Source organism: Eilatimonas milleporae (assembly GCF_003688555.1).
GTDB lineage: Bacteria > Pseudomonadota > Alphaproteobacteria > Sphingomonadales > Kordiimonadaceae > Eilatimonas > Eilatimonas milleporae.
In genome coordinates, this window is record NZ_REFR01000014.1 from 213,098 (window position 1) to 238,301 (window position 25,204).

The following is a 25,204-nucleotide window of genomic DNA, read 5'->3' on the forward strand; positions in this document are numbered from 1 at the left end:
TGTCTAGCAAATGCGCGCAGGTCAGGCAAACGCGCAAACACGGCTGACAAACCCCCAGGGGAAACGGGGCGGGGAAGGATATGACCGCAGTGCTGAAACGGGCCGCAAATCTGGTCGCACTGATGCTTCTGGCGGCAATGGTCGGCGGCACGGCAACGGCCTGGCAGACGGAGACCCGGACCACGCCACTGACCGGCCCCAGCGGTCAGCCCCTGCCCCGCTTTGTCTCGGTCGTCGCGCGCGAGGCCAATCTGCGGACCGGGCCGGGGCGGCAGTATCCCATCCTCTGGATATATCGCCGGCCGGGACTGCCCTTGCTGGTGGTGGATGAGTACGGCCCCTGGCGCAAACTGCGCGACCGTGACGGCGAGGAAGGCTGGATGCACCGCAGCCTGCTGTCAGGTCGCCGCATGGCCATCATCACGGGGACAAAGCGGGATCTTTTCGCGAGACCGGACAGGAACAGCCCTGTCCGGATTGAGGCCGAGGGCGGTGTAACCGGACAGATCAGGGATTGCCGGCCCCTGTGGTGCCGGCTTGAAATCGAGGGCGTATCGGGCTGGATAGAACGGCGTTTCCTGTGGGGCATCCGCGACGGTGAGATCATCGATTGAACCATCCGGGCGAACGGCACGCCGGCATTGTCCGGGTACAGTGCCCGCTTTTTGACAAATTCTCGCCAAATCCCCGTCCCGAACTATGTCTATCGCATACGGACGACATGCGGATAACCACATTAAAAAAACTGTCCGCATGGAACTTTCGGGGGTTAACGGGATCAGGCAGAACCGGCGTGATTTTATAGGGATTACTGGACATGGACGGAACCTTTTTGAAGTCGGCCCAGGAAACGGGCACTGCGGGCAACGATACGATTACCGGCACAGATGGCAGCGATGATATCGACGGCGGCGCGGGCAATGACCGTCTGGACGGGCTCGCCGGTGCGGATGACCTGGACGGCGGCACGGGAAATGACACCCTTCTCGGCGGCGCCGGCGATGATGATCTGGACGGCGACGAAGGCAATGACGTGCTGGACGGCGGCGCCGGCGATGACGATCTCGAAGCCGACGAAGGCAACGATACACTGACCGGTGGCGCCGGCGCAGACACGTTCGAGATCAGCGAGGGCGGCAATCATGTCGTCACCGACTTCACCGCCGACCAGGGCGACCGGCTGGAATTTGACAGTGACACCGGACTGGAAAGCTTTGCCGACTTCCAGGCGGCCGCCACAGCCGTTGACGGCGGCGTCGAAGTCGCACTGGACGGCGGCACCCTGACATTACAGGGCGTCGCCCTGTCGGATCTCACCGCGGACAATGTTCTGTTCGATGACAGTGATGATGACGATGACGACGACGATGATGATGACAACGGTAACGGTAACGGTAGCGGCAACGGTGACGGCGATGGCGGCAGCGACAATGATGCCGATGACGATGACGAAGATGATGATGATGACGAAGATGAAATCACCGGCACGGCGGGCAACGACACGCTGACCGGGACAGATGGCGGCGATGAAATCTACGGCAGCAGCGGCAATGACCGCCTGGACGGGCTCGCCGGCGCGGACGAACTGGACGGCGGCACGGGAGATGACACCCTGCTCGGCGGCGACGGCGATGACGAACTGGACGGCGACGAAGGCAATGACGTGCTGGACGGCGGTGCCGGCGATGACGAGCTGGACGGCGACGAAGGCAATGACGCATTGGACGGCGGCGCCGGCGATGACGAGCTGGAAGCCGAATACGGTGACGATACGCTGACCGGCGGCGCCGGCGCCGATACCTTCGAGATCGGCGAGGGCGGCACCCATGTTGTCACCGACTTCACCACCGACCAGGGCGACCGGCTGGAATTTGACGATGACACCGGCCTGGACAGCTTTGCCGACTTCCAGGCGGCTGCCACAGCCGTTGACGGCGGCGTCGAAGTCAATCTCAGCGGCAACGGCACACTGATCCTGCAAGGTGCGTCGCTTGACGACTTCACCGCCAACAATGTTTTCTTCGATGACTCCGGCGATGACGATGACAGTGACGACAATGACGAGCCGAATACAAGCACGGGCGGCTCAACTGACGACAGCCTGGCCGGCACCAACGGAGACGATAATATCTTCGGCGGCGGCGGTAACGATACGCTGACCGGCGGAGCGGGTGACGACGATCTCTATGGCGGTACCGGCAACGATCTGCTTGAAGGCGGTCTGCACGAAGACGACCTGGACGGCGGCAGCGGTAACGATACCCTGCGCGGCGGCGACGGGGACGACGATCTGGACGGCGACGAAGGCGATGACGTGCTGGACGGCGGTGCCGGCGATGACGATCTCGAAGCCGACGAAGGCAACGATACGCTGACCGGCGGCGCCGGCGCCGATACCTTCGAGATTGAAGGCGGCGGCAATCACGTCATCACCGACTTCACCGTCAGCCAGGGCGACCGGTTGGAATTCGACGATGACGGCGATACCGGTCTGGACAGCTTTGCCGACTTCCAGGCGGCCGCCAGTGCCGTTGACGGCAACGTCCAGGTCACACTGGCAAACGGCACGTTGATCCTGCAAGGCACATCGCTTGCCGACTTCACCGAAAACACCGTCATCTTTGACGATGATGATGACGATGACGATGATGGCGACGGCAATGATGACGACGACTTCTTCGATGGCCTGCCGGAACAAAACAATCTTGGCTTCGACCCGGAGCGTTTTGAAGGCAACGATGACCGCGACAATGTCCGCGGGCTGAACGGCAATGATACGCTGATCGGCAATGGTGGCGACGATCTGCTCGACGGCAACCAGATGGACGATGAGCTCTATGGCGGTGACGGCGATGACCTGCTGTTCGGCCGCCCTGGGGACGATCTGCTGGACGGCGGCGCCGGTGACGATGAACTGATCGGCGGCCTTGGCTCCGACACCATGGACGGCGGCGCCAATGACGATACCATGTTCGGCTTCAGAGGGGCCGATACAATGTCCGGCGGCACCGGCAACGATACCATGAGCGGCAATCAGGAAGACGACCTTGTCGATGGCGGAGACGGTGACGACAGGGTCGGCGGCGGCGCCGGCGACGATGTGGTTCGCGGCGGTGACGGCGATGACTTCATCACCGGCTTCACCGGCAACGACACCCTGTATGGCGGCGATGACGACGACACCATTCAGGGCGGCACCGGTGATGACAGTCTGAACGGCGGACGGGATGACGATATCCTGCGCGGCGGCGCAGGCAACGACACCCTTGTCGGCGGCACCGGCGATGACAGTCTGAACGGCGGCAGCGGCAACGACCGGCTGACAGCGGACGAAGACGACACCCTGCAGGGTGGGGCCGGTAATGACACCTTTGTCTTCACCGCCACGGCGGATGACGCCGTTGTCACGGATTTCGATGCGGACGACGATGTCCTTGACTTCAGCGCCCTGTCGACCGATTTCGCCAGCCTGAGCTTCACACAGACATCGGATGGCCTGCTGGTGACATCCGACGATATTGACATTCTGCTCCAGGGGGTGACGGCGCAGGCCAGTGCCGACTGGTTCACATTCTGACCCTTCCGACACCTTGGGGTTATGACACTGAACCCGGCTGCCACGGCGGCCGGGTTTTTCGTTGCGATACACGCCGCGCCCAACAGGCTTGAACTGACGGTTCACAGCATTTATATTAATGCTTATATAAATGCTGTGAAAGGGCATCCCATGAAGACGGAGCTTTATCATGAGATTGGTATCGGCACACGGCTGCGCCGCCTTTTGGAACGTTTGACCGCAGAGGCCGACCACCTGTATGAAGATGCCGGCCTGCCAATCCGGGTCCGCCATTTCCATGTTCTGTACGCATTGGAATGCTGTGGCCCGCTCACCATTGTCGATATTGCCGAGCGCGCCGGCTTCTCCCATTCCGCCGTTTCACAAACGGTCAAAAAACTGGTCGAAATGGGTTTCCTTGCCCTCAATCCGACAGACGACGCACGGCAGAAACAGGTGTCCTTCACCCCCGGTGGTCACGCCCTGATGGAACGCGTGCGCCCCATATGGCGGCAATGGGACAGCGCGAACAAAGCCATGCTATCAGAAGGACAGCACGATCTGCTCGCCGCCCTCGGCGAGCTTGAGGACGCGCTTGACCGGAAGAATCTGAAAACCCGCTTTGCCGAGGTTGGTACTGACAGCCCCATCGAAATTCTGCCTTATGATGTGCGGTATGCGGCAGCCTTCAAAACCCTCAATCTGCGCTGGCTGGAGGCCTATTTTGAAATCGAGCCTGTCGACCTGAAAGCACTGGACGATCCCGAAGGGTATATTCTGTCTGGCGGCGGCGAAATTCTGTTCGCCGTCCAGGACGGCAGAGCCATCGGCGTCGCCGCCTTGAAACACGACGGCGACGGTGTGTTCGAGTTCACCAAGTTCGCCGTCGACCCGGAGGTCCAGAGCAAGGGCGTCGGCTCAAAACTGATGCAGGCCGCCATCGACCGTTTTCAGGCACGTTCGGGACGCAGACTGTATCTGGAAACCAATACAAAGCTGAAGGCGGCGCGGCTATTGTATGACCGTTTCAACTGGGTGGAAAAGGAACCGGCACGGCAAAGTCCCTATGCCCGCTGTAACTGCTATATGGAATGGCAGAAGGACGCACAGTCGGCCACGGCGGCGTAAGCAGTCGCGGCCGGCGGGTAGGTATGGCTATCGTCCGTCATCCTCCGGCCGGAAAAAATCCTCCACGGCAAAGGTGGTTCCTTCTTTCCGGTCGAAAAACCGCATTTCCCCGTTGGCCCATACCCCGGTTTTGCCCAGAGTCGGGAACTGCGAAACCTCAAAATCGGTCCGCTCCCCGCCCATGAGATACACGAGGTCCGTCGTCCCCGTATTATACAGCTGATGAACGGCACCGTCGGTGGGAAAGCCGATATAGTCCCCCGGTCCGACCGGGACGCGGGCACCGTCAATCTCAATCTGGCCGCTTCCCTCCAGAATAAACAGAAACTCCTCCTGCACCGTGTGCGCATGGGGGACAAAGCTTTCCCGCCCCGGAGAAACCCGCCCCAGGGACAGCTGAACGCGGGCCATGCCCACATGCGCCGACAGCATGTGCATGAGAATATTGGAATTTTCATTCAGGGGGTGACGGAAAACCACACCGCTTTCCGGCGTCAGATCCCGTGTGCGAACGATATAATCTTCCGGCCGTCTGGCAGGTTCAGCCATGGAGCCCGGCTCCTTTCATGAGACTGCCGCCACCCACGTCAACCGGACGAACGCCCCCGAAACCGGCTGAACAAAGCGGTCAGTCGCCTTCCTTGATGCGGTCGATCAGTTGTTTCACCGACGGAATGAACCCGTTCGAATAAAACGGATCATTGGCAAACCGGAAGGCATTGTGACCGGCAAAGACCAGATTGTTGTCCACACTGCCGCCATGCGCCACATCCTGAAGGGTTTTCTGGATACAGAAACTACGCGGATCGGCGGCACGGCCGGTGCTGTTGTTATCCGTGTCGGCCCAGCTCGAGAATTTGCACTGGCTGAGACACCCCATGCAATCCTTCTGGTCCTTGCGGATTTCATCCGCCTTTTCAGGTGTCACGAAGACAAGACTGTCGTCCGGCGTTTTCAGGGCGATGCCATGCCCCTCCGCCATCCATTTTTCGGCCCTGGGACGATCCTCGGCGCGCACATAAAAGCGCTTTCTGCCCGACAGCAGTTCCTGGTTAAACGTTTCGTCGGGCTTGGAGCGGAAGGCGATCTGGCGCTTTTCACGCTCAATCAGGTCCCAAAGAAAACTGTTTTTAAGGGCGCTGGAGAAAAACCCCGTCGGCGAAAACCGTTGCAGCAGGACATCGCCGGGTTTCAGGCTCAACAGCTTCTGCTTCCAGGAATCGGAAATCGGGCTTTCCCGGGTCAGCAGCGGCCTGGTGCCGAACTGGAAGACAATCGGCCCCAACTCCTTGTTGTCGATCCAATCTTTCCATTCCTTGAGATTCCAGACACCGCCGGCCATGACGATGGGCGTCTCGCCCAGACCCAGCTTGCGCATCACCTGCCGCAGTTCCAGAACCCTGGGAAAAGGATCGCCCGGCTCTTCCGGGTTTTCCGCATTGGAAAGGCCGTTGTGCCCACCGGCGCGCCACGGATCCTCATAGACCACGGCGCCCAGCAGCTCGGAGACATTCTTGTAAGCCCGCCGCCACAATGCATTGAAGGCGCGCGCGCTGGAGACGATGGGATAATAGTGGACATTGTATTTGGCGGCGATCTCCGCCAGCTTGTAAGGCATGCCGGCACCGCACGTCACGCCGTGCACCAGTTCCTTGGTACGCTCCAGCACGCCGTGCAGAACACGCTGTGCCCCGCCCATTTCCCACAGAACATTGATGTTGATGAGGCCTTCGCCCTGGGACAGTTCCCACGCCTTGCGAACCTGATCGACCGAGCCCTCGATGCCGTAATCCACAAGTTCCTCGTGGCGGTCGCGCCGGGTCCGCCCATGATAAACCTGCGGCACCACATTGCCGTGTGCATCATAGCTGTCGGCATTGACAGCCGATACCGTGCCGATACCGCCACCGGCCGCCCACGGCCCGGAACTGGCGCCGGACGATACGGAAATTCCCTTGCCGCCTTCGATCAGCGGCAAAACATCCTTGCCGCCCAGACGTATGGCATTCAGATTGAAACTCATGCACCTCTCCTTGCCCCAGGGGCGCAGTGTAACGGCTCAATATTAAAAACAAAACATACAGACGCAAAACGGTGCAAAGGTCCTCCCCCTCTGCACCGTTTTGCGTGTTGCAGCTTACCGCCTAGCCACGGCCGCGCGGTTTTTTCGGCGGCGATGCCTTGGGCGGACGGGCGTCGGGATCTTCCTCGCCCGTTTCCTGATTCACAACCCGCATGGACAAGCGTACCTTGCCACGGTCGTCAATCTCAAGGCATTTGACATAGACTTCGTCGCCTTCCTTCACCACGTCGGTGACCTGCTCGACCCGCTCCTCGACCAGTTCCGAGATATGGACAAGCCCGTCGCGCGACCCCATGAAATTGACGAAAGCGCCAAAATCCATGATCCGGACCACTTTGCCGCGATAAATGGTTCCCACTTCGGGTTCTGCCACGATACCGGTAATCCAGTTTTTCGCGGCTTCGATCTGGGCCAGGTCGGCGGAGGCGATCTTGATCGTACCGTCGTCCTGAATGTCCACCTTGGCGCCCGTGGTCTCGACGATCTCACGGATCACCTTGCCGCCGGACCCGATGACCTCGCGGATTTTATCAACCGGGATCGACATGGTCTCGATCCGCGGCGCATGGGCCGACAGCTCTTCCCGCGCGCCCGTCATCGCCTTGCTCATTTCCTGAAGGATATGGGCGCGGCCGGCGGAGGCCTGGTCAAGGGCCTTTGCCATGATGTCCTTGGTGATACCGGTGATCTTGATGTCCATCTGCAGGGACGTGACGCCTTCGGCCGTGCCCGCCACCTTGAAGTCCATATCGCCCAGATGATCCTCATCGCCGAGGATGTCGGACAGGACGGCGAAGTCGTCGCCTTCCTTGATCAGACCCATGGCAATGCCCGACACGGGACGCTTGATCGGCACGCCCGCATCCATCATGGACAGGGACGCCCCACACACCGTCGCCATGGAGGACGACCCGTTCGACTCGGTAATCTCGGACACCAGGCGAATGGTGTAGGGGAAATCCTCCTGGGCGGGCAGAACCGCCTGTACGGCACGCCATGCCAGTTTCCCGTGACCGACCTCACGCCGGCCGGTAAAGCCGACGCGGCCGCACTCACCGACCGAATAGGGCGGGAAATTGTAGTGCAGCATAAAGCCGGACCGGTAGCTGCCCTCAAGCGCGTCGATGATCTGTTCATCCTCGCCCGTACCGAGGGTGGCGACCACCAGGGCCTGGGTTTCACCGCGCGTGAACAGCGACGACCCGTGAGACCGCGGCAGCACGCCCACTTCCGAGACGATGGGGCGCACCTGATCAAGGGTGCGGCCATCGATACGCGTGCCGGTCTCAAGGATATTGCCACGGACAATCCGGCTTTCCAGTTTCTTGAGGAGATCGCCGACCATCATCGGGGTGATGCCGCCGCCCTCTTCCAGCGTCTCTTTCAACGCTTCGAAAACAGCCTCTTTCACCGCGGCGATCTTGGTTTGGCGTTCCTGCTTGACCGTTTCACCGTAAGCAGCGCGCAAATCGGCTTCCGCCAGTTCGGCCACACGGGCTTTCACGGCGGAAAGGTCCGGCCCTTCCGCCAGGTCCCAGGGTTCCTTGGCGGCTTTTTCAGCCAGACGGATGATGGCATCGATCACCGGTTTCTGGGCGTCGTGACCGAAGGAAACCGCGCCCAGCATGACGTCCTCGGACAGCTCCTTGGCCTGCGATTCCACCATGAGGACGGCATCGGTCGTCCCCGCCACCACCAGTTCCAGATCACTGTCCTGAAGCTGCTCATGGGTCGGGTTGAGGATATAATCCCCGTCCTTGTAGCCGACCTTGGCACCGCCGATCGGCCCCAGGAAAGGTATACCCGACAGTGTCAGCGCGGCACTGGCGCCGACCATGGCGACAATGTCGGAGTCATTTTCCAGATCATGGGACAGGACGGTACAGATCACCTGCACTTCATTCTTGAAGCCGTCCGGGAACAGCGGCCGGATCGGCCGGTCGATCAAACGGCTGACCAGCGTCTCCTTTTCGGACGGACGCCCTTCGCGCTTGAAGAAGCCGCCGGGAATTTTCCCGGCCGCATAATATTTTTCCATATAGTTGACGGTCAGCGGGAAAAAATCCTGCCCCGGCTTGACCGAACGCGCACCCACAACGGTGCACAGCACGGTGGTATCCCCGTAGGATGCCATAACCGCACCGTCAGCCTGTCTTGCAATATGGCCCGTTTCCAGTTTCAGAGTGCGGCCACCCCACTCAATCTCTTCAGTTTGTATATCAAACATATCCTAACCTTTCGCGGGACCGGCCGGCTTGAATCTACCCTGCCGCGCCCGTCCCCGGCATAGGCCCCTTTGGCCCATGCCCCGCTTTGGTCCCCGAAATGACACCTCGCCATTTCCTTTTCGGCAAGGGACCGGTCGATCAGCGGACCCCGGCGCCGGCATATCCGCACGACAGGGTCAAAAACGAAGGCCGGTTCCTGTATGAACCGGCCTTCGGATACTCAGCCTTATTTACGAAGGCCCAGCCGGCTGATCAGCGACTGGTAGCGCGCCTCGTCATTGGACTTCAGATAGTCCAGAAGCCGGCGGCGTTGATTGACCAGCTTCAAAAGGCCACGGCGGGAATGATTATCCTTTTTGTGGTCCTTGAAATGCCCGGTCAGGTTTGAAATGCGTTCCGACAGAATGGCGACCTGCACTTCCGGCGATCCCGTGTCGCCTTCCTTGGTCGCGTATTCCGTAATCAATGTCTGTTTGCGTTCAGCGGTAATCGACATCGGGTATCTCCACTTTATTTAAAGATTGAACACACGAACAGGGCGCAACACTCCTGCATCCATCTCGGCGATCGCAACAGGGGATCCACCTGATGTCACAAGAACGGCACCCGTTTCGGCTGTGGGGAAAGGCAGGCGTTGACCGTGTTTCAGTCGGTCGGCCTCTTCAGCTGTCACGGCCAGCGCCGGGATGTCGTCCAGCGCGGTCGTGACAGGCTTCACTGTCTCCGCAGCGCGCGCACTATGGCCGAACGATGTCAGTTTTTCCAGCGAAATCGCGCCCTGTTCGGTAAAGGGCCCCACCCCGGTGCGGCGCAGAAAGCCGACATGACCGAATGTGCCGAGGCCGGCGGCAATATCCCGCGCCAGTGCACGGACATAGGTGCCTTTGCCACAGGCGACCTGAAACCTGCTGCGGCCCGCATTTGCGTCATGATCGATCAGCGACACTGTATCTATCCGGACAGGCCGGGCGGCCAGATCCGGACTTTCCCCGGCCCTTGCAAGGGCATAGGCCCGTTTGCCGTCGACCTTCAACGCACTGAACGCGGGCGGCACCTGTTGGACAACGCCGGTAAACCCGGAAAGAACGGCCTCGACGGCATCGCGGGCCGGCGTTGCACCGCCTGTATGCGTCGGCGTACCCTCCGCATCCAGTGTGTCGGTCTCGGTACCCCAGAGGATATCGAACAGATAGGTTTTATCCGCATCCATCAGATACGGCACGGTTTTGGTCGCCTCTCCGAGGGCAATCGGGAGAATGCCGCTTGCGAGCGGGTCAAGGGTGCCGGCATGCCCCGCTTTCTGGGCATTGAACGCCTTTCGCACCATCGCCACGGCCTGGGCGCTTGACTGGCCGACAGCCTTGTCCAGCACGAACCAGCCGTCGACCTTGTTTCCCTTTTTACGGCGTCCCACGGTTTCAGTCCTGCGACAGCCCGTCTTCGCCGTCATCGCCCTCATCGCCGCCACCGGCGTCCAAATCTCGGCTGACACGGGGTGTTTTCAACAGGGCCTCGATACTGGTGGCCTGCTGAAAACTCTCATCCAGCTTGAACAGAAGTCTGGGCAGATATTTCATCCGCACCTTGGACGACAATTGTCCGCGAAAAAATCCGCTGTTGGCATTCAGCGCTTTGAGGACACGCCCTTCCGGGTCACCGCCCAACGGCATCACAAAGACGCTGGCATGGCGCAGGTCAGGACTGACATCGACTTCGGATACGGTGACGGACACCCCCTGCAAGTCAGGGTCACGCACCTGGCCACGGGCCAGAATATCCGACAGGGCATGCCGCAGGTTCTCGCCGACACGCAGCAGACGGTGCCCACCCCCACGGCCGGTTCCCTCACCGGAACGGGCTGGTGACATGGTCTTTCACTCCGCTTATTTGGACCGACCGCACGGGGCCGCCACGGACAGCGCTTTTAAAGCGTCCGCTCGACTTCATGCAGTTCATACACCTCGACGACATCGCCGGCCTTGAAATCCGTGAAGTTTTCAAAGGCCATGCCGCATTCCTGGCCGGACTTGACTTCGTTCACATCGTCCTTGAACCGGCGCAGATTGGCGATCTGCCCATTGTAGACAATGACGTCGTCGCGCAGAATACGGGCCTTGCGGTCGCGCTTCAGGGTACCGTCGACAACGAAACACCCGGCAGCCTTGCCGGCCTTGCCGGCGCTGAAGACCTCGCGGATTTCGGCGCGTCCGATCACGTCTTCCACATATTCCGGGCCAAGCTGACCGGCCATTGCGGCCTTCACTTCATCGATCAGATCATAAATGACGGAATAATATTTGATCGTGATACCCTGCTGCTCGGCCGCCTCCCGGGCCTGCTTGTTGGGCCGGACGTTGAAACCGATGACCAGCGCCTCGGAGGCTTCGGCCAGAGTGATGTCACTTTCGGTAATACCGCCAACGGCACCGTGGATGACACGGCAGCTGATGTCCTCGTTACCGGCATTTTCAAGCGCCTGGGTGATCGCCTCGACAGAGCCCTGCACATCTCCCTTGAGCACCACGTCGAACATGTGAACATCCTTCTCCTTGATCTTGGAGAAGAGATTTTCCAGCGTTTTCGGCTGCGCTCCTGCCGCCTGGCGGCGTTTCTGCATCTGGCCCTGACGGTATTCGGTGATCTCGCGGGCGCGCGCCTCACTGTCAACGACGGCGAAATCATCGCCGGCGCCGGGTACACCGTTCAGACCGAGAACCTCGACCGGAACGCTAGGCCCCGCTGTCTTGACCTGCTCGCCGCGATCATTGACGAGGGCCCGCACCTTGCCCCATTCGGGCCCGGCCACAAGAATGTCACCCACGCTCAAGGTTCCGCGCTGAACCAGAACCGTCGCAACCGGTCCGCGGCCTTTGTCAAGCTTGGCCTCGACCACGACACCTTCGGCAGTCCGGTCCGGGTTGGCCACCAGTTCCAGCAGTTCGGCCTGAAGATGAATGGCCTCTTTCAGCGAATCCATACCGGTCCCTTTCAGGGCAGAGACCTCAACCTCCTGAACATCGCCGGAATATGTTTCGACCACCACTTCATGCTGCAACAATTCCTGGCGGACACGGTCCGGGTTGGCCCCTTCCTTGTCCATCTTGTTGATAGCAACGATAATCGGCACTTCGGCGGCCTTGGCATGATTGATGGCTTCAATCGTCTGCGGCATGACGCCGTCATCGGCAGCGACCACAAGCACGACGATATCGGTCACACTGGCGCCACGGGCACGCATCTGGGTAAAGGCGGCGTGGCCCGGCGTGTCCAGGAAAGTGATCCTGGCACCGTCGCCGACACTGACCTGATAGGCACCGATATGCTGTGTAATACCGCCGGCCTCGCCCGCGACCACATTGGCTTCGCGCAATTTGTCCAGAAGCGATGTCTTGCCGTGGTCAACATGCCCCATCACCGTGACAATCGGTGCACGGGCCGCCAGATCCTCTTGACGGTCCTCCCCACCGAAGAAACCGATTTCCACATCCGATTCCGAAACCCGTTTCGGCGTATGGCCAAACTCGCTGACGACCAACTCGGCGGTGTCCTGATCCAGCGTTTCGTTGATCGTCGCCATGACGCCCAGTTTCATCAGTGTTTTGATGACCGCCGTCGATTTCTCGGCCATCCGGTTCGCCAGTTCCTGAACCGTGATGGCCTCAGGAATCGTCACTTCACGCGCCTGACGCTGTGACGGCTGGTTGGCACCGCCCGCGGCCTGACGTTTCTTCGCCTGGGCACGCCGGAATGCGGCAACCGAACGCTGCCGCGCATCCTCGCCCTCCAGCGCCCGGGATATGGTCAGGCGGCCTCCACGGCGGCGGTCGGCCCCGCCGCGTCCACGGCCCCGCTGATCCTGCGCCTGATCGCCTTTGCGCTCTTTACCGCGTTTGGGTTTCGCGCGTGCGCGCGCGGCATCGTCACTGGTGGTCTCAGCCGCCTTGCGGGCTTCGCTTGCCTTGCGCATCTGTACGGCGCGGGCCTCAAGCTCGCTTTTCTTGCGGGCATCTTCCTCGGCTTTCTCACGGGTGGCGCGGACTTCCTCGGCCTTGCGCTCGGCCTCCACCTCGGCCTTTTTCGCCGCGACCTCTTCCGCCTTACGCTTGGCATCCACCTCGGCCTGCTGGCGGGCCGTTTCCTCGGCATCCCGCGCGGCTTGCTCGGCGGCGGCGCGCTTCTTGCGCTCTTCCTCTTCAACCTCACGGCGCCGAGCATCTTCCTCGGCACGGCGCTGGGCTTCTTCCAGCGCCTTCGCCCGGGTTTCCATTTCGGCATTGGTCAGGCTGCCCAAAGCTTCGCCGGCAGGGCGTTTCGGCACAAACGGTTTGGGAGCGGACGACTGCTGGGGCGCGGGGGCTGCCGGACTTTCCTCGCCCTTTTTGACCAGACGCTTCTTTTTGCGCTCAACCACCACGGCTTTGCTGCGGCCATGAGAGAAATTCTGGCGCACCTGGCCCTTTTCCACCCCTTTTCCTACACCCAGGGTGGCCCGGCTGGACAGCGTCAGTTTCTTATCGTCGCTCATACTTACTTCATTCCTTTGTGCAGCTTGCCGCACATGCTTTTAAAGTTCTTGGGGCCGCAATACAATGCCTGCGGCAGCGCCATATCACATTCCCGCACCATCCGGTCCCTGATCCGCTGCCGGTGGCGTCTTGCGGCGTATACCGTTCCACCTGGCCAGATCGGCGATAAATCTCTCCGTGCCGCCTCCTGCGAGCAACAGCACATGCACCACATTGTCACGGCCGAGCGCGGCGCTTAAAGCCGCCCGGTCGAAAAAGGTCACAGGGGCCAGCCCTTTCAGGGCGGCGGACAGTTTACGCCGCCCGTCATCGGAACCGTCCGCAGCGGTCAGCCACAAACGGGGCCGCCCCAGGGACGGCTTGCGTTCAGACGCGCCGACATGGGCGACGATCTTGTCAAAACCCGTCACCAGGTCGCCGGACCGCTTGATCAGGCCAAGGCGGTCAAGCAGCCGCCGCTCCAGCAACTCTTCTATCCGGTCGCGCAAATCGACCGGAACACGGTCTGCCCGCACAGCGGTCTTCAAAGACCGGGAAACCGCTTTCGCAAGCTTTCCATCCCGCACGCCTGCCGCGATCAAAGGGCCGTCCGCACAAACCCAGGCGCCGCGCCCCGGCAGTTTTGCCGCAATATCGGGCACAAGACTGCCGTCTGGCCCCATCACCAACCGGACAAGCGTTTCAACCGGGGCCGTGCAGCCTGTCAGCACGCAGCGCCGATGCGGCGCCCTGGTTGCGTCATCCATGGATTCGCGTCCACCACCTATGTGTCAGGCCCCAGGGGCCTGCTCTTCCACGCTTACCGGTCCGGCATCAGCGGACGCAGCGGCCCCAGAAGCATCGGACTCATCGGCGTCATCCTGCGCGGCTTCACCGTCCTCACCATCGGCCGCACTGTATATATCCTCAGGCGCGATCCAGCCAAGGGCGACACGCACGGACATGATCATGTCGCTGGCATCACTTTCGGCAAGCCCATATCGCTTCAGAATACCGTCATCGCTGCTGGTCAGTTCATCGGCGGCAAGCCCGGCAAAATCTTCAAGTGTTTTGACTTCCGCCTCCCCGAGAGACACCAGCATCTGCGGTGTCAGCCCCTCGATGTCGGCCAGTTCGTCGGCAACGCCGAGATCGCGGCGCTTGTCATCGGCCGCGCGGGCTTCCGCCTCCAGATAGTCGCCGGCCCGGCGCTGCAACTCGGCGACAAGATCCTCGTCAAATCCCTCCACCGTCAGCAGCTCATCAGGTTCGACATAGGCCACTTCCTCGACTTCGGAGAAGCCTTCGGCCACCAGAAGGTGCGCCAGCGTGTCATCCACATCCAACGCCTCCATGAAGCGTCTCGACTGGGCCATGAACTCTTCCTGACGGCGCTCGGACTCCTCGGCCTCGGTCATGATATCGATGGTCCAGCCGGTCAGCTGGGACGCCAGCCTTACATTCTGGCCCCGGCGACCAATGGCGAGAGAAAGCTGGTCGTCCGGCACCACGACCTCGACCCGACTGCGTTCCTCGTCCAGAACAACCTTGGTGACTTCTGCGGGCTGAAGGGCGTTAACAATAAAACCGGCCACATCCGGCGACCAGGGGATGATGTCGATTTTCTCGCCCTGCAATTCATTGACGACCGCCTGAACGCGGCTGCCCCGCATTCCGACACAGGCCCCGACCGGGTCAATCGAGGGGTCATTCGAAATTACGGCAATCTTGGCCCGGCTGCCGGGATCACGCGCCACGGCACGGATTTCGATAATACCGTCGTATATTTCCGGCACTTCCTGCGCGAACAGGGCCGCCATATATTCAGGCTTGGTCCGCGACATGAAAATCTGCGGCCCCCGGTTTTCACGGCGCACATCGTAGATATAGCCGCGAATACGCTCATTCTGGCGGATATGCTCGCGCGGGATGACCTGATCGCGACGCATGATCGATTCCGCCCGGCCAAGATCAACGATCACATTGCCGTATTCGACACGCTTGACCAGTCCGGTCACGACTTCGCCCAGGCGATCCTTGTATTCTTCATACTGGCGCTCGCGCTCGGCATCGCGCACCTTCTGCACAATCACCTGTTTGGCGGTCTGGGCGGCAATGCGTCCGAAGTCCATCGGCGGCAGGGGCGCCGCAAGATAATCGTCGATCACGGCATCGGGCTTGTCATGCCGCGCATCGGCAAGGCTGATTTCCGTTGCCGGGTCTTCGACATCTTCGACCACATGCAAAACACGGAACAAACGGATATCCCCGGTCGTTCGGTCAATCTGCGCACGGATTTCGTTTTCGGCGCCATAACGGGACCGTGCCGCTTTCTGGATCGCGTCTTCCATCGCCTCAAGAACGATATCTTTATCGATTGCCTTTTCGCGCGCGACCAGTTCAGCGATCTGCAGCAGCTCCAAACGGTTTGCACTGACAGCAGCCATATTTTCACTCCGTTATTCGCGGAACAGGCCGATAGCACCCGTTCCGTATCCGTCGATTCACCTGACCATTCACCCTTGTGGCAGGCTTTTCTTACCATTCTTCCAAGGCGAAAATCAGACAGACCCGCCCCGGAAACCTCATCATCCCAGGCCCGTCAATCCATGCCGGGCCATTTCGGAGTGCGCCTTTGCACTCATGCCTCGCTATTCTCACCGGACCGCTGCCCCCCGGATACGGCGCCAGCATTCAGCGGACGCCCCTCCTGTGCCTGCGCGACAGCCACCAGATCGTCGGTCAAGACCAGCTTGGCCTTTATCACGTCCGCATAAGGCAAAACCGCCTCGCCCTCTTCGGTCTCCAGTGTCAAATCATCGTCTGCGAGCGAGACGATCCTGCCACGGAAACGCCGCCGTCCGTCGATCTGTTCGCGCAGCTCGACTTTCGCCTGAAAACCGGCCCAGCGCTCGAAATCCTTGCGGCGGGTCAGGGGGCGGTCGATACCGGGGGAACTGACCTCCAGCATATATTCGCCGTCAATCGGATCTTCCACATCCAGCAGGACGGACAACTCCCGTGACAATCTAGCACAGTCATCGACATTCATCGTGCCATCGGGACGTTCGGCCATAACCTGCAAGGTCGGACGCCGGCCGCCGCCATAGGTCACGCGCACCAACTCAAAGCCAAGTCCTTCAACACTCGGCCCGATCAAGTCCGTTATCCGTGTCGCAACGTCACTCATTCAACCATTCCGCACATCCGCTCCCCACAGCCTGACAGAGGCAGCAACAAAAAAAGCGGGCCAAGACCCACTCCCCAATCAAGCCACCAATAATTAGGAGAACGCGGAGCCTATATACTCCTTTGCACTGCGGTCCGCAAGGCTGAAATCATATGGTTTTCGCCATGTTCGCAGGGGTCGCGGTCGCCGCCGCACACCTGCGGCAGCGACGCCTGTAACGGAAATAGGTTGCCCCGCCCTCAAGCGCCTTTACCTCATATCGTGTCTCGGGCCAGTCCACGGGGCGCGTGCGCCAGTCGTCGGGGCCCTCGGCCAGCCATTCGAAATCGGGATGCGCCGCCATGTGTACCGACGTCCACCGACGATAGACAGGATGATCCGTACCGATGCGAAGCTCGGCCCCGTCCGCCATGACCCGGGCCAGCAGATCAAGATTGTCCGGCCTGACAAAACGCCGCGCGGCATGGCGATTTTTGGGCCATGGGTCGGGATGCAAAAGAAAAACACGGGCAAGACACGCATCCGGAAACCGCCACAACAGATGCCGTGCGTCATCCGCATAGGCCCGGACATTGCCAAGCCCCTTATCCTGTATCTTGTCCAGAAGGCCGACATATCCGTTCAGATACGGTTCGCAGCCGATCAGACCGACATCGGGATTCCGCGCCGCCTGCCAGGCCAGATGCTCTCCCTTGCCGAAACCGATTTCGAACCAGATGTCCGCGCCACCCTCAAGACCGGCAAACAGATCGCGCGGCTCGAGGGCGCCGGGATATTCACCGGATGACACGCCGATGCCGATACGTCTCCCCACCCCGGCAAGCAGGCTCTGCTGGCGGGCGGACAGGGAAGGCCCCTTGCGGCGCCCGAAAAAGCGCCGGGCCGGATCCTTGTGTCCGTCCCGCTCGCCCGGCGGGGCCGCAACCGGTTTTCCGCCGACCGCGATATGGTCTGAACCGTTCATGCCGCCCCTATAGCCCAAAGAACGGTCGCCACAAAGCCAATCATTGACCGGAAATGCATGGGACGAAAGATGGTATGGTGCGCCAGGAACGGGTCCCGCCCCTGACCGACAAGGCGCAAGGGATGCCCCGGAAGACCGTCAGTTCGTATCCACAGCCCCGAGGACGCGCATCAGAGCGAGCAACTGGCCGCGCACGTCGTTACTGTCGATACGGGAAAAAACACGCACCAGTTCGAGTGTTTCACGGCGGGCGTAATTGAGATCCGGCACAGCGCCGTGATTCCGGCCTGCCCCCTTGCCCGCAATCTCTTCCGGCATATCGTCGAAAAAATAGGACGGGTGGACATCCAGTGCACTGGCAATACGCATCAGACGCCCGGCACCGATACGGTTCGTACCCCGTTCATATTTCTGGATCTGTTGAAAGGTCAGACTGAGAGCCTGGCCCAGAGATTGTTGCGACAATCCCATCAGGGTCCGACGCAATCGCACCCGCGACCCCACATGTATATCAATAGGATCTGGCATACCCCACCATTCACCCAAGTAAAAAACTATGTTTCTATACTATTTACTTACGATGAAATGTGACTGGAAACAACACTTTATAATAAAGCACCCTAAGGTAAGAAAATAAATATCATTGATTGTTTTTATTTATTGTTTTTTCCATTAATAATTGTTTAAGAGGTAGTATAATGATTAAAATACTTAAAAGTGCAATTACAAGAATCTTGGTATCCGTTTGAACGGCGGGCGCCGGCAGACTTTGCGGCAGCGGACTTTCCAACACACCGGCCCGGTCCAGTCCAAGGGATGTCACGGTGCGACCCACGGGATCAATCACGGCACTGATCCCGGTGCTTGCACTGCGCACCATGGGCAGCCCTTCCTCAATGGCCCGCATACGGGCCAGCGCAAGATGCTGGTGCGGCCCTTTTGTCAATCCGAACCATCCGTCATTGGTCACATTCAAAAGCCATTCCGGGCGGTTTTCGGTATCCGCCACCGTGCCGGGGAAAATCGCCTCGTAACAGATCAGTGGCGAAAAGGGCGGCACCCCGGGCAAGCTGACCGTCGCAGCCCGGCGCGGCCCCGATGAAAAAGACGCCCCGGTGGCGAGGTGGCGCACCCCCATGGCATGGAACAGATCGGCAAACGGCAGAAACTCGCCAAACGGCACAAGACGGCGTTTATCGTAACGGGCATAGAGATCGCCGCGCGCATTGATCGCGAACAGACTGTTATAATAGTCAAGCTGTCCCGGCATCTGCTCATATCGCGGACCGCCGGTGATGGCGAAGGCCCCGAACTCAAGCAAACGGCTCATACGCCAGCGTGGAATCGACCCCTCGCGGTCGAATGTTTCCCGCTGAACGGACGCCTCGGGCCAGATCAGAAGCTTGACCCCTGTTGCCTTGCCATCGGGATCGCCATTGCGCGACAAACGCAGATGTTTGTCGAAATGATCTTCGATCAGATAGGGGATCCATTTTTCCCGTTGCGCCACATTGGCCTGCACCAGACGCATGGTCATACCCAGATGAAAACGCGTCTCGGTCCTGTCCAGGCGCCAGGCGCCATAGCCGGTCATGAGAATTGCCACAAGCACCGCGCAAACCGCCGCCGTCAGACCGCGCCAATCCCGCCGCCCCGACAGAAGCGGCGTCAGCAGGCCGGCCCCCAAAACGGTTACAAATCCAAGACCGTAAACAGTCAGCCAGTGGGCATTTTGCGCCATGGGCAACCAGTTGGACCAGACAGAGCCGAGAACATGCCATGGAAAGCCTGTGAAAAGGACCCCCCGCGCCAGCTCGAAAAGGGTCCAGATGGCCGCAAAAATCACGATACGCCATAGGCTGTCGCACCACAGAAGACGCGACAGCCAAAACCCAAGCCCGGTGTAAAACGCCAGAAGCCCGGCGAGCGACACAATGGCCGCCGGGGCCAGATAAGGCGACACCGCGCTTTGCTGGGTAAAGGCGACCCCGACCCAGCTCAGACCGACCAGAAAAAACCCGAACCCCAGCCACCATCCCCAGCGAAAGGCCTGTGACGGACTGGTCGCACGGTCCAGCATAAGCACCATCGCCGGCACGCCGAGCAGGATCAGAATAAAGACATCATAAGGGGCAAAGCTGTAGGACAGGGCGATTCCGAGGAAAAAGGCAAAGCCGACCATGACATAACCGCCTCTGGCGACAAGGCGGTCCATCAGCGAGGCCAGGCTTGTCGTTTGTACAGGATCGACCGCCGGTGGGCTCACGCCATGTCCTCCCCGTTTGCGTCAGCGCGCGCGCGCCTGCCCTCTACCGCCCCCCTGATGGGCAGGTCGGTTTCGGGCTCATGGATGCGCAGCTTGTGGATACGGCGCGGATCGGCATCCACCACCTCGAAACGGTAGCCATTGTCATGGGCGATAACCTCGCCGATTTCCGGTACCCTGCCGGCCAGGGTAAAGACAAGGCCGCCGAGGGTGTCGGCATCTTCTTCGCGGTCCTCGGGCAACAGGTCCACATCCAAAACGGATTCCAGATCCTCAATCTCGACGCGCGCATCGGCATCATAGGTTCCATTGCCAAGGGCCTCGAAATGCGGATCCGAATCCGCGGCGTCATGCTCATCCTCGATCTCACCGACGATCTCTTCCACCAGGTCTTCAATCGTCAGCAGCCCGTCAGTGCCCCCATATTCATCCACGACAACTGCCATATGCGTACGGCTGGTGCGCATGCGTGCCAGCAAATCCATCACCTTCATCGACGGCGGGACAAAAAGTACCGGGCGCTGAAGATGCTCAATACGAAAATCGCCGGGCGCTGCCCCTTTGGCCAGGAAAGCCAGCACATCCTTCACATGGACCATGCCAAGGACGTCATCCAGACCGGTTCGATAAACCGGCAGGCGCGAATGCGCGGCATCCGCCATCAGGTTCAAAAGGCCCTGCAGTCCCGTGTCCAGGGCAACGGCGACGATATCGGCTCTCGGTACCATGACATCGCCAACGCGCAGGTCGCCATATTCCAGAATATTGAACAGCATGGTGCGTTCATCGGCGCTGATGGCGGCGCTGCCGCCGGCCTCTTCATGTTCAACGATCGCCTCGGCCACACTGTCCTTCAGGCTTGCGACGGACCCACGGCCGAAAAGCTCGCGCAGATACGCCATGAAACCACCCCGTGACGAGAGCCTGGCCGGGTCGGTCTCGCCGGTTTCATGTCTGTACTGTTCCCGGCTCATGCCATCCGGCTCCCTTCATACGGATTGCCAATGCCGAGAGTGCCCAGAACACGGACCTCAAGCGCTTCCATCCGCTCCGCTTCCACATCGTCCATATGATCATATCCCAGAAGATGCAGCACACCGTGTACCACCAGATGACCCAGATGATCCTCCGGGGTTTTCCCCATGGCTTCGGCTTCGCGCGCCAAGACCCCGCTGGCCAGCACAAGATCGCCCATAAGCACAGGCGGTCCCCCCTTGGCCGCATGGTCCACGGCAACCGGAAGGTCATCGGCGGCGCAGGACGGAAAGGAAAGGATATTTGTCGCCTTGTCCTTGCCGCGATACGTTCTGTTCAACACCCGCACCTCTGCATCGTCCGTCAGACGAACAGACACCTCGAGGGCGGGCATCTCCCCGGAGATTCCCCCGGATACTCCCTCAGACGACACCTCGGGCGCCGCGACAAGCGCCGCAAGGACAGCCGCGGTGACTTTCATATGGTATGACGGCACCAGTTCGGACCAGCTTGCATCCGCAAGCGTGATGTCGACGGCCGGTCCGGCGTCACCGCCAGACCCATCCGTTTTTGTAGTGACCGCAGCCGGGTGGGAGACTTCGGGCCGGCAGGAGGCAGAATTGCCGCTCATGATCCGTTACTCGTCAGCCTTGTCATAAGCATCGACAATTCGGCCGACCAGCGGATGACGGACCACATCCTCGCTTGAAAAGCGGGCAACGGAAATGCCGTCCACAGGTTCCAGAATGTCAAGCGCATGGCTCAGACCCGACTTAGTGCCGCGGGGCAGGTCCACCTGGCTCGGATCACCGCAGATTGCCATGCGGCTGTTTTCTCCGAAACGGGTCAAAAACATCTTCATCTGCATCGGGGTCGTATTCTGTGCCTCATCGAGAATGACAAAGGCATGCGCCAGCGTCCGCCCGCGCATATAGGCCAGTGGCGCGATTTCAATCTGATTGCTGGCCAGCCTGCGCTCCACCTGTTCCGGCGGCAACATGTCATACAGCGCGTCATAAAGCGGCCTCAGATAGGGGTCGACCTTTTCCTTCAGATCACCGGGCAGAAAACCCAGATTCTCCCCTGCCTCGACAGCGGGGCGCGACAGCACGATCCTGTCAATCTCACCCGCCATCATACGGGACACGGCCATGGCGACCGCAAGATAGGTCTTGCCCGTGCCGGCGGGGCCGATGGCAAAAACCATCTCATGGTCCGTCAGTTGGCGGATATAATCAGCCTGCCCCCTGGACCGGGGCAGGATGACGCGGTTACGGGTGGTAATGCGCAACCCGGCCGGACCGGACGCTCCCTTGCCCCTGGCCGCCGCCTCCGGGGCCGACATGGTATCCGCGCCATTCTCCGACAGGCGAATGGCGCCGTCCACTTCGCCGATGGAAATGCTGTGCCCCTTTTTGGCCAGGTCATACAGATGCCGCAAAACCGCGCTGGCTCTGTCCTGCATGCCCTCGCCTTCAACGGCCACCTTGTTGCCGCGATTGATCAGAACCACGCCAAGACTTTGCTCGATCCGGGCAAGATTGCGGTCATGCTGGCCAAAAACCGTGGCCAGAACGCGATTGTCCTCGAATTCAAGGACAAGGCGGCGGCTCTTCGGGCGATCCATGTCGTCCATACGGCTAGGCACCCGGGTAAAGGAAATGGTGGCTTGCGGAGATCACTGCCGTCGGTTCCGGCAACACAATAACAGGGCTGGCCTTGGCTCGTTCGGTCAAAGGATTTTCTGCTCCTGCGGGCTCAGGGGTCCGCAACCGCCCGCCGCATCATGTCCTGCGCTGCACAGAGCCACGACCGCGATTAAGACGGAAGACCCGTCAGTTCGCCTTCAAGGCTGTTTGGACCGGCCGAGGTAATACGGACCGGCACCAGTGTGCCCATCAGACCGTTGTCACTGTTTTCAGTGTATGGACTCGCGCCCATGCCGTCCAGCGTGTAATCGCCTCTCGTGACATCCACATGAACAGCCTGCAAATAGGGACTGCGGCCGACAAGCTGTCGGGCACGCTTGCCCCTGCGTTCGAACAAAACATCGAACACCCGGCCGACAGAAGCGTCATTGAAGGCTTTTTGCTGTGTATTCAGCAAGGCCTGGAGGGCGGCAAGGCGTTCTGTCTTGACCGTCTCATCCACCTGGACTTCCATATCGGCCGCGGGGGTGCCGGGACGGGGGCTGTATTTGAAACTGTACGCCTGCGCATAAGCGACATCCCGCACAAGCCGCATCGTATCTTCAAAATCGGCATCCGTTTCACCGGGAAAGCCGACAATGAAATCCGATGACAGGGCAATATCGGGGCGTGCCGCCCGCAAATCGTCGATGATACGCCGGTACAGATCAGCCGTATGGCGGCGGTTCATGGCATCGAGTATCCGGTCCGATCCGCTTTGCACCGGCAAATGGAGATAGGGCATGCATTGCGGCACATCCCTGTGGGCGGCGATCAACTCGGCATCCATGTCGCGCGGGTGCGAGGTGGTATAGCGGATACGCGCTATGCCGTCGATGTCGCCCAAACGGCGGATCAGGCTGCCAAGGCTGGCGGTGCCGCCATTCAGGTCATCGCCGTGGTAGGCATTCACATTCTGCCCCAAAAGGGTGATATCGCGCACGCCTGCCGCGGACAGGCGCCGTGCTTCCGTCAGGATATCCCTGACAGGGCGGCTGAATTCGGCACCGCGCGTATAGGGCACGACACAGAATGTGCAGAATTTATCGCATCCTTCCTGCACGGTCAGAAACGCGGCGGGGCCCTGCGGGCCCTGCTCTTCCGGCAAGAAGTCAAATTTGCTTTCCACCGGAAAATCCGTGTCGAGCACACGCGGGCGCTGACCTTTCAGCCGGCGGTCATCGACTTCGCGCAGCATATCGGGAAGACGGTGATAGGTTTGCGGCCCCAGAACCAGATCGATCGCGGGCGCGCGGCGCATCATCTCCGGCCCTTCGGCCTGACCGACGCATCCGGCGATGGCGATGGTCATATCTTCTCCGGTATCGGTTTTGCGCGCGTCTTTCAGCTGGCGCAGGCGCCCCACCTCGGAATAGACTTTCTCAGCCGCCTTCTCACGAATATGACACGTGTTGAGAATGACCAGGTCGGCGCTTTCGGGACTGTCCACGGCGTCATACCCGTGCGGCTTCAGCACATCGGCCATACGATTGGAATCATAGACATTCATCTGACATCCATATGTCTTGATGAACAGTTTCTTCGACACGGTCACAAAACTCCTTCAGGCACCGCCGGTCGGCACGGGTCGGATCATGGGGCAAACGCGCGCATCGCCCCTAGCGGCCACACCGGGCGACATCCGCCGTCTGCAAAGGCGGGCGGAGCCTATCACCGGCGATCCGCCTGTCAAGTGTACCTGTCACGGGGAACATGCATTACGGATGCAGCCATGTACCCTTGTTGGCGCGCTCAAGACCAAGGCGAATCCGGTTTTCGCAGTAACGCGCCAGGGCTTTGCGGTCTTCAAAATCGCCCAGACTGACCGGCGGGTGATATTCAATGGTCACCCGCAAACGTGCCTTGGAAAGAAGGTGCCCGACATGGGACACCAGTTCCACATCGCCGAGCCATGCCGCCCACGGTTTCAGCGCCCTGAGCCAGGGCATGCCGTTCACCTCCGTAAAGGCAAGGGTAATGGGCTGAATGGTCAGGGGCTTGCCGCTCAGCGCCTCTTCCCTTTCCGCCACGGAAAACAGGGCCGATTTGAAACGGCCGACACGCATACCGTCAGTGGACGTCCCTTCCGGAAACATGATCAGGCTGTCGCCGCCGGTCAGCCGGTCATGGAGGGCATCCCGCTGACGGGCGCTGTCCAGACGCCGTTCACGGTTCACGAAAACCGTCCGCTGCATCTTTGCCAGAAGGCCCAGCACACCCCATTCCGATATTTCGGCCTTGGCGACGAAACTGGACCTTTTCAGCACCGCGCCCAACACAAGGATATCCAGCCAGGAAATATGGTTGGCCACATACAGGACGCCCTTGTTGCGTACCCTCTTGCCGTGTTCCGTGACCTGTACGCCAAGAATGCGACAGGACAGTCTGTGCCACAGCCCCGGAATGGTCCACCAGACACGTGGCACCCAGACAAGGGAAATCTGCAGGGCCGCCAAGGGCAGCGCTGACAGCAATATTGTCAAAAGACGGGTACGGGACCGCATGGTCCAGGTTTCATGGCGCAGACTGCCATGAAGCCCACCGTATTCCACCGTGCTGTCAGGGTTTCCCGGCTCATCCGCGACAGCGGCCTCGACAGACTGGGTGGCCGCGTCGCTCAT

General features: G+C 60.4%; 21 protein-coding genes. 3 read left to right on the forward strand and 18 right to left on the reverse strand.

Annotated features, from left to right (window positions below):
- Positions 1–80: 80 nt before the first annotated feature.
- The 3 genes from BXY39_RS15640 to BXY39_RS15650 all read left to right on the forward strand — a co-directional run bounded on the left by BXY39_RS15640 (position 81) and on the right by BXY39_RS15650 (position 4,684).
- A complete protein-coding gene (locus BXY39_RS15640; RefSeq protein WP_121939822.1) occupies positions 81–614 on the forward strand; it encodes an SH3 domain-containing protein in 534 nt (177 codons plus the stop codon).
- A 203-nt stretch (positions 615–817) separates the two neighbouring features.
- Positions 818–3,577: a calcium-binding protein gene (locus BXY39_RS19780; RefSeq protein ID WP_121939823.1), complete on the forward strand. Its 2,760-nt coding sequence runs from the start codon at positions 818–820 to the stop codon at positions 3,575–3,577.
- 150 nt (positions 3,578–3,727) lie between these two features.
- Entirely contained in the window at positions 3,728–4,684 is a 957-nt protein-coding gene (locus BXY39_RS15650; RefSeq protein WP_170163885.1) for a bifunctional helix-turn-helix transcriptional regulator/GNAT family N-acetyltransferase, read from the forward strand.
- A 27-nt stretch (positions 4,685–4,711) separates the two neighbouring features.
- Here the strand turns inward: BXY39_RS15650 and BXY39_RS15655 are convergent, their stop codons facing one another.
- From BXY39_RS15655 to BXY39_RS15740, 18 genes are all read right to left on the reverse strand, one after another.
- The gene (locus tag BXY39_RS15655; RefSeq protein WP_121939825.1) at positions 4,712–5,233 is read right to left on the reverse strand and encodes a cupin domain-containing protein; all 522 of its coding nucleotides are present in this window, start codon (positions 5,231–5,233) and stop codon (positions 4,712–4,714) included.
- Between the two features lie 79 nt (positions 5,234–5,312).
- A complete protein-coding gene (locus tag BXY39_RS15660; protein ID WP_121939826.1) occupies positions 5,313–6,707 on the reverse strand; it encodes an NAD(P)H-dependent flavin oxidoreductase in 1,395 nt (464 codons plus the stop codon).
- 121 nt (positions 6,708–6,828) lie between these two features.
- Complete coding sequence (pnp, locus tag BXY39_RS15665; RefSeq protein WP_121939827.1) at positions 6,829–8,994, reverse strand: polyribonucleotide nucleotidyltransferase; 2,166 nt, start codon at positions 8,992–8,994, stop codon at positions 6,829–6,831.
- A gap of 227 nt (positions 8,995–9,221) precedes the next feature.
- Positions 9,222–9,491 (reverse strand): 30S ribosomal protein S15, encoded by a 270-nt coding sequence (gene rpsO, locus BXY39_RS15670; protein ID WP_121939828.1) that lies wholly within the window; start codon positions 9,489–9,491, stop codon positions 9,222–9,224.
- 18 nt (positions 9,492–9,509) lie between these two features.
- Complete coding sequence (gene truB / locus BXY39_RS15675) at positions 9,510–10,409, reverse strand: tRNA pseudouridine(55) synthase TruB (RefSeq protein WP_121939829.1); 900 nt, start codon at positions 10,407–10,409, stop codon at positions 9,510–9,512.
- A 4-nt stretch (positions 10,410–10,413) separates the two neighbouring features.
- Positions 10,414–10,863, reverse strand: coding sequence for a 30S ribosome-binding factor RbfA (rbfA, locus tag BXY39_RS15680; protein WP_121939830.1), 450 nt, complete (start codon positions 10,861–10,863; stop codon positions 10,414–10,416).
- Positions 10,864–10,919: 56 nt separating this feature from the next.
- Positions 10,920–13,520 carry a translation initiation factor IF-2 gene (gene infB / locus BXY39_RS15685; RefSeq protein WP_211332288.1) on the reverse strand — a complete coding sequence of 867 codons (2,601 nt, stop codon included), beginning with the start codon at positions 13,518–13,520 and terminating at the stop codon, positions 10,920–10,922.
- Positions 13,521–13,604: 84 nt separating this feature from the next.
- Complete coding sequence (locus BXY39_RS15690) at positions 13,605–14,267, reverse strand: DUF448 domain-containing protein (protein WP_121939832.1); 663 nt, start codon at positions 14,265–14,267, stop codon at positions 13,605–13,607.
- A 24-nt stretch (positions 14,268–14,291) separates the two neighbouring features.
- Positions 14,292–15,947 carry a transcription termination factor NusA gene (gene nusA, locus BXY39_RS15695; protein WP_121939833.1) on the reverse strand — a complete coding sequence of 552 codons (1,656 nt, stop codon included), beginning with the start codon at positions 15,945–15,947 and terminating at the stop codon, positions 14,292–14,294.
- 194 nt (positions 15,948–16,141) lie between these two features.
- Positions 16,142–16,690 carry a ribosome maturation factor RimP gene (rimP, locus tag BXY39_RS15700; RefSeq protein WP_121939834.1) on the reverse strand — a complete coding sequence of 183 codons (549 nt, stop codon included), beginning with the start codon at positions 16,688–16,690 and terminating at the stop codon, positions 16,142–16,144.
- Between the two features lie 148 nt (positions 16,691–16,838).
- Positions 16,839–17,654: a tRNA (guanine(46)-N(7))-methyltransferase TrmB gene (gene trmB / locus BXY39_RS15705; protein WP_121939835.1), complete on the reverse strand. Its 816-nt coding sequence runs from the start codon at positions 17,652–17,654 to the stop codon at positions 16,839–16,841.
- A gap of 138 nt (positions 17,655–17,792) precedes the next feature.
- Complete coding sequence (locus BXY39_RS15710; protein WP_245999303.1) at positions 17,793–18,146, reverse strand: helix-turn-helix domain-containing protein; 354 nt, start codon at positions 18,144–18,146, stop codon at positions 17,793–17,795.
- A 148-nt stretch (positions 18,147–18,294) separates the two neighbouring features.
- Positions 18,295–19,920, reverse strand: a complete 1,626-nt coding sequence (lnt, locus tag BXY39_RS15715; protein ID WP_121939837.1) for an apolipoprotein N-acyltransferase — start codon at positions 19,918–19,920, stop codon at positions 18,295–18,297.
- Entirely contained in the window at positions 19,917–20,894 is a 978-nt protein-coding gene (locus BXY39_RS15720; RefSeq protein WP_121939838.1) for a hemolysin family protein, read from the reverse strand. Before BXY39_RS15720 ends, lnt begins: the two co-directional genes overlap by 4 nt.
- Positions 20,891–21,526, reverse strand: a complete 636-nt coding sequence (ybeY, locus tag BXY39_RS15725) for an rRNA maturation RNase YbeY (protein ID WP_211332289.1) — start codon at positions 21,524–21,526, stop codon at positions 20,891–20,893. The genes BXY39_RS15720 and ybeY overlap by 4 nt, the downstream gene beginning before the upstream one ends.
- 6 nt (positions 21,527–21,532) lie before the next feature.
- Positions 21,533–22,531: a PhoH family protein gene (locus BXY39_RS15730; protein ID WP_121939839.1), complete on the reverse strand. Its 999-nt coding sequence runs from the start codon at positions 22,529–22,531 to the stop codon at positions 21,533–21,535.
- 182 nt (positions 22,532–22,713) lie between these two features.
- Positions 22,714–24,132, reverse strand: a complete 1,419-nt coding sequence (gene miaB, locus BXY39_RS15735) for a tRNA (N6-isopentenyl adenosine(37)-C2)-methylthiotransferase MiaB (protein ID WP_121939941.1) — start codon at positions 24,130–24,132, stop codon at positions 22,714–22,716.
- 169 nt (positions 24,133–24,301) lie between these two features.
- Positions 24,302–25,204: a lysophospholipid acyltransferase family protein gene (locus BXY39_RS15740; RefSeq protein ID WP_121939840.1), complete on the reverse strand. Its 903-nt coding sequence runs from the start codon at positions 25,202–25,204 to the stop codon at positions 24,302–24,304.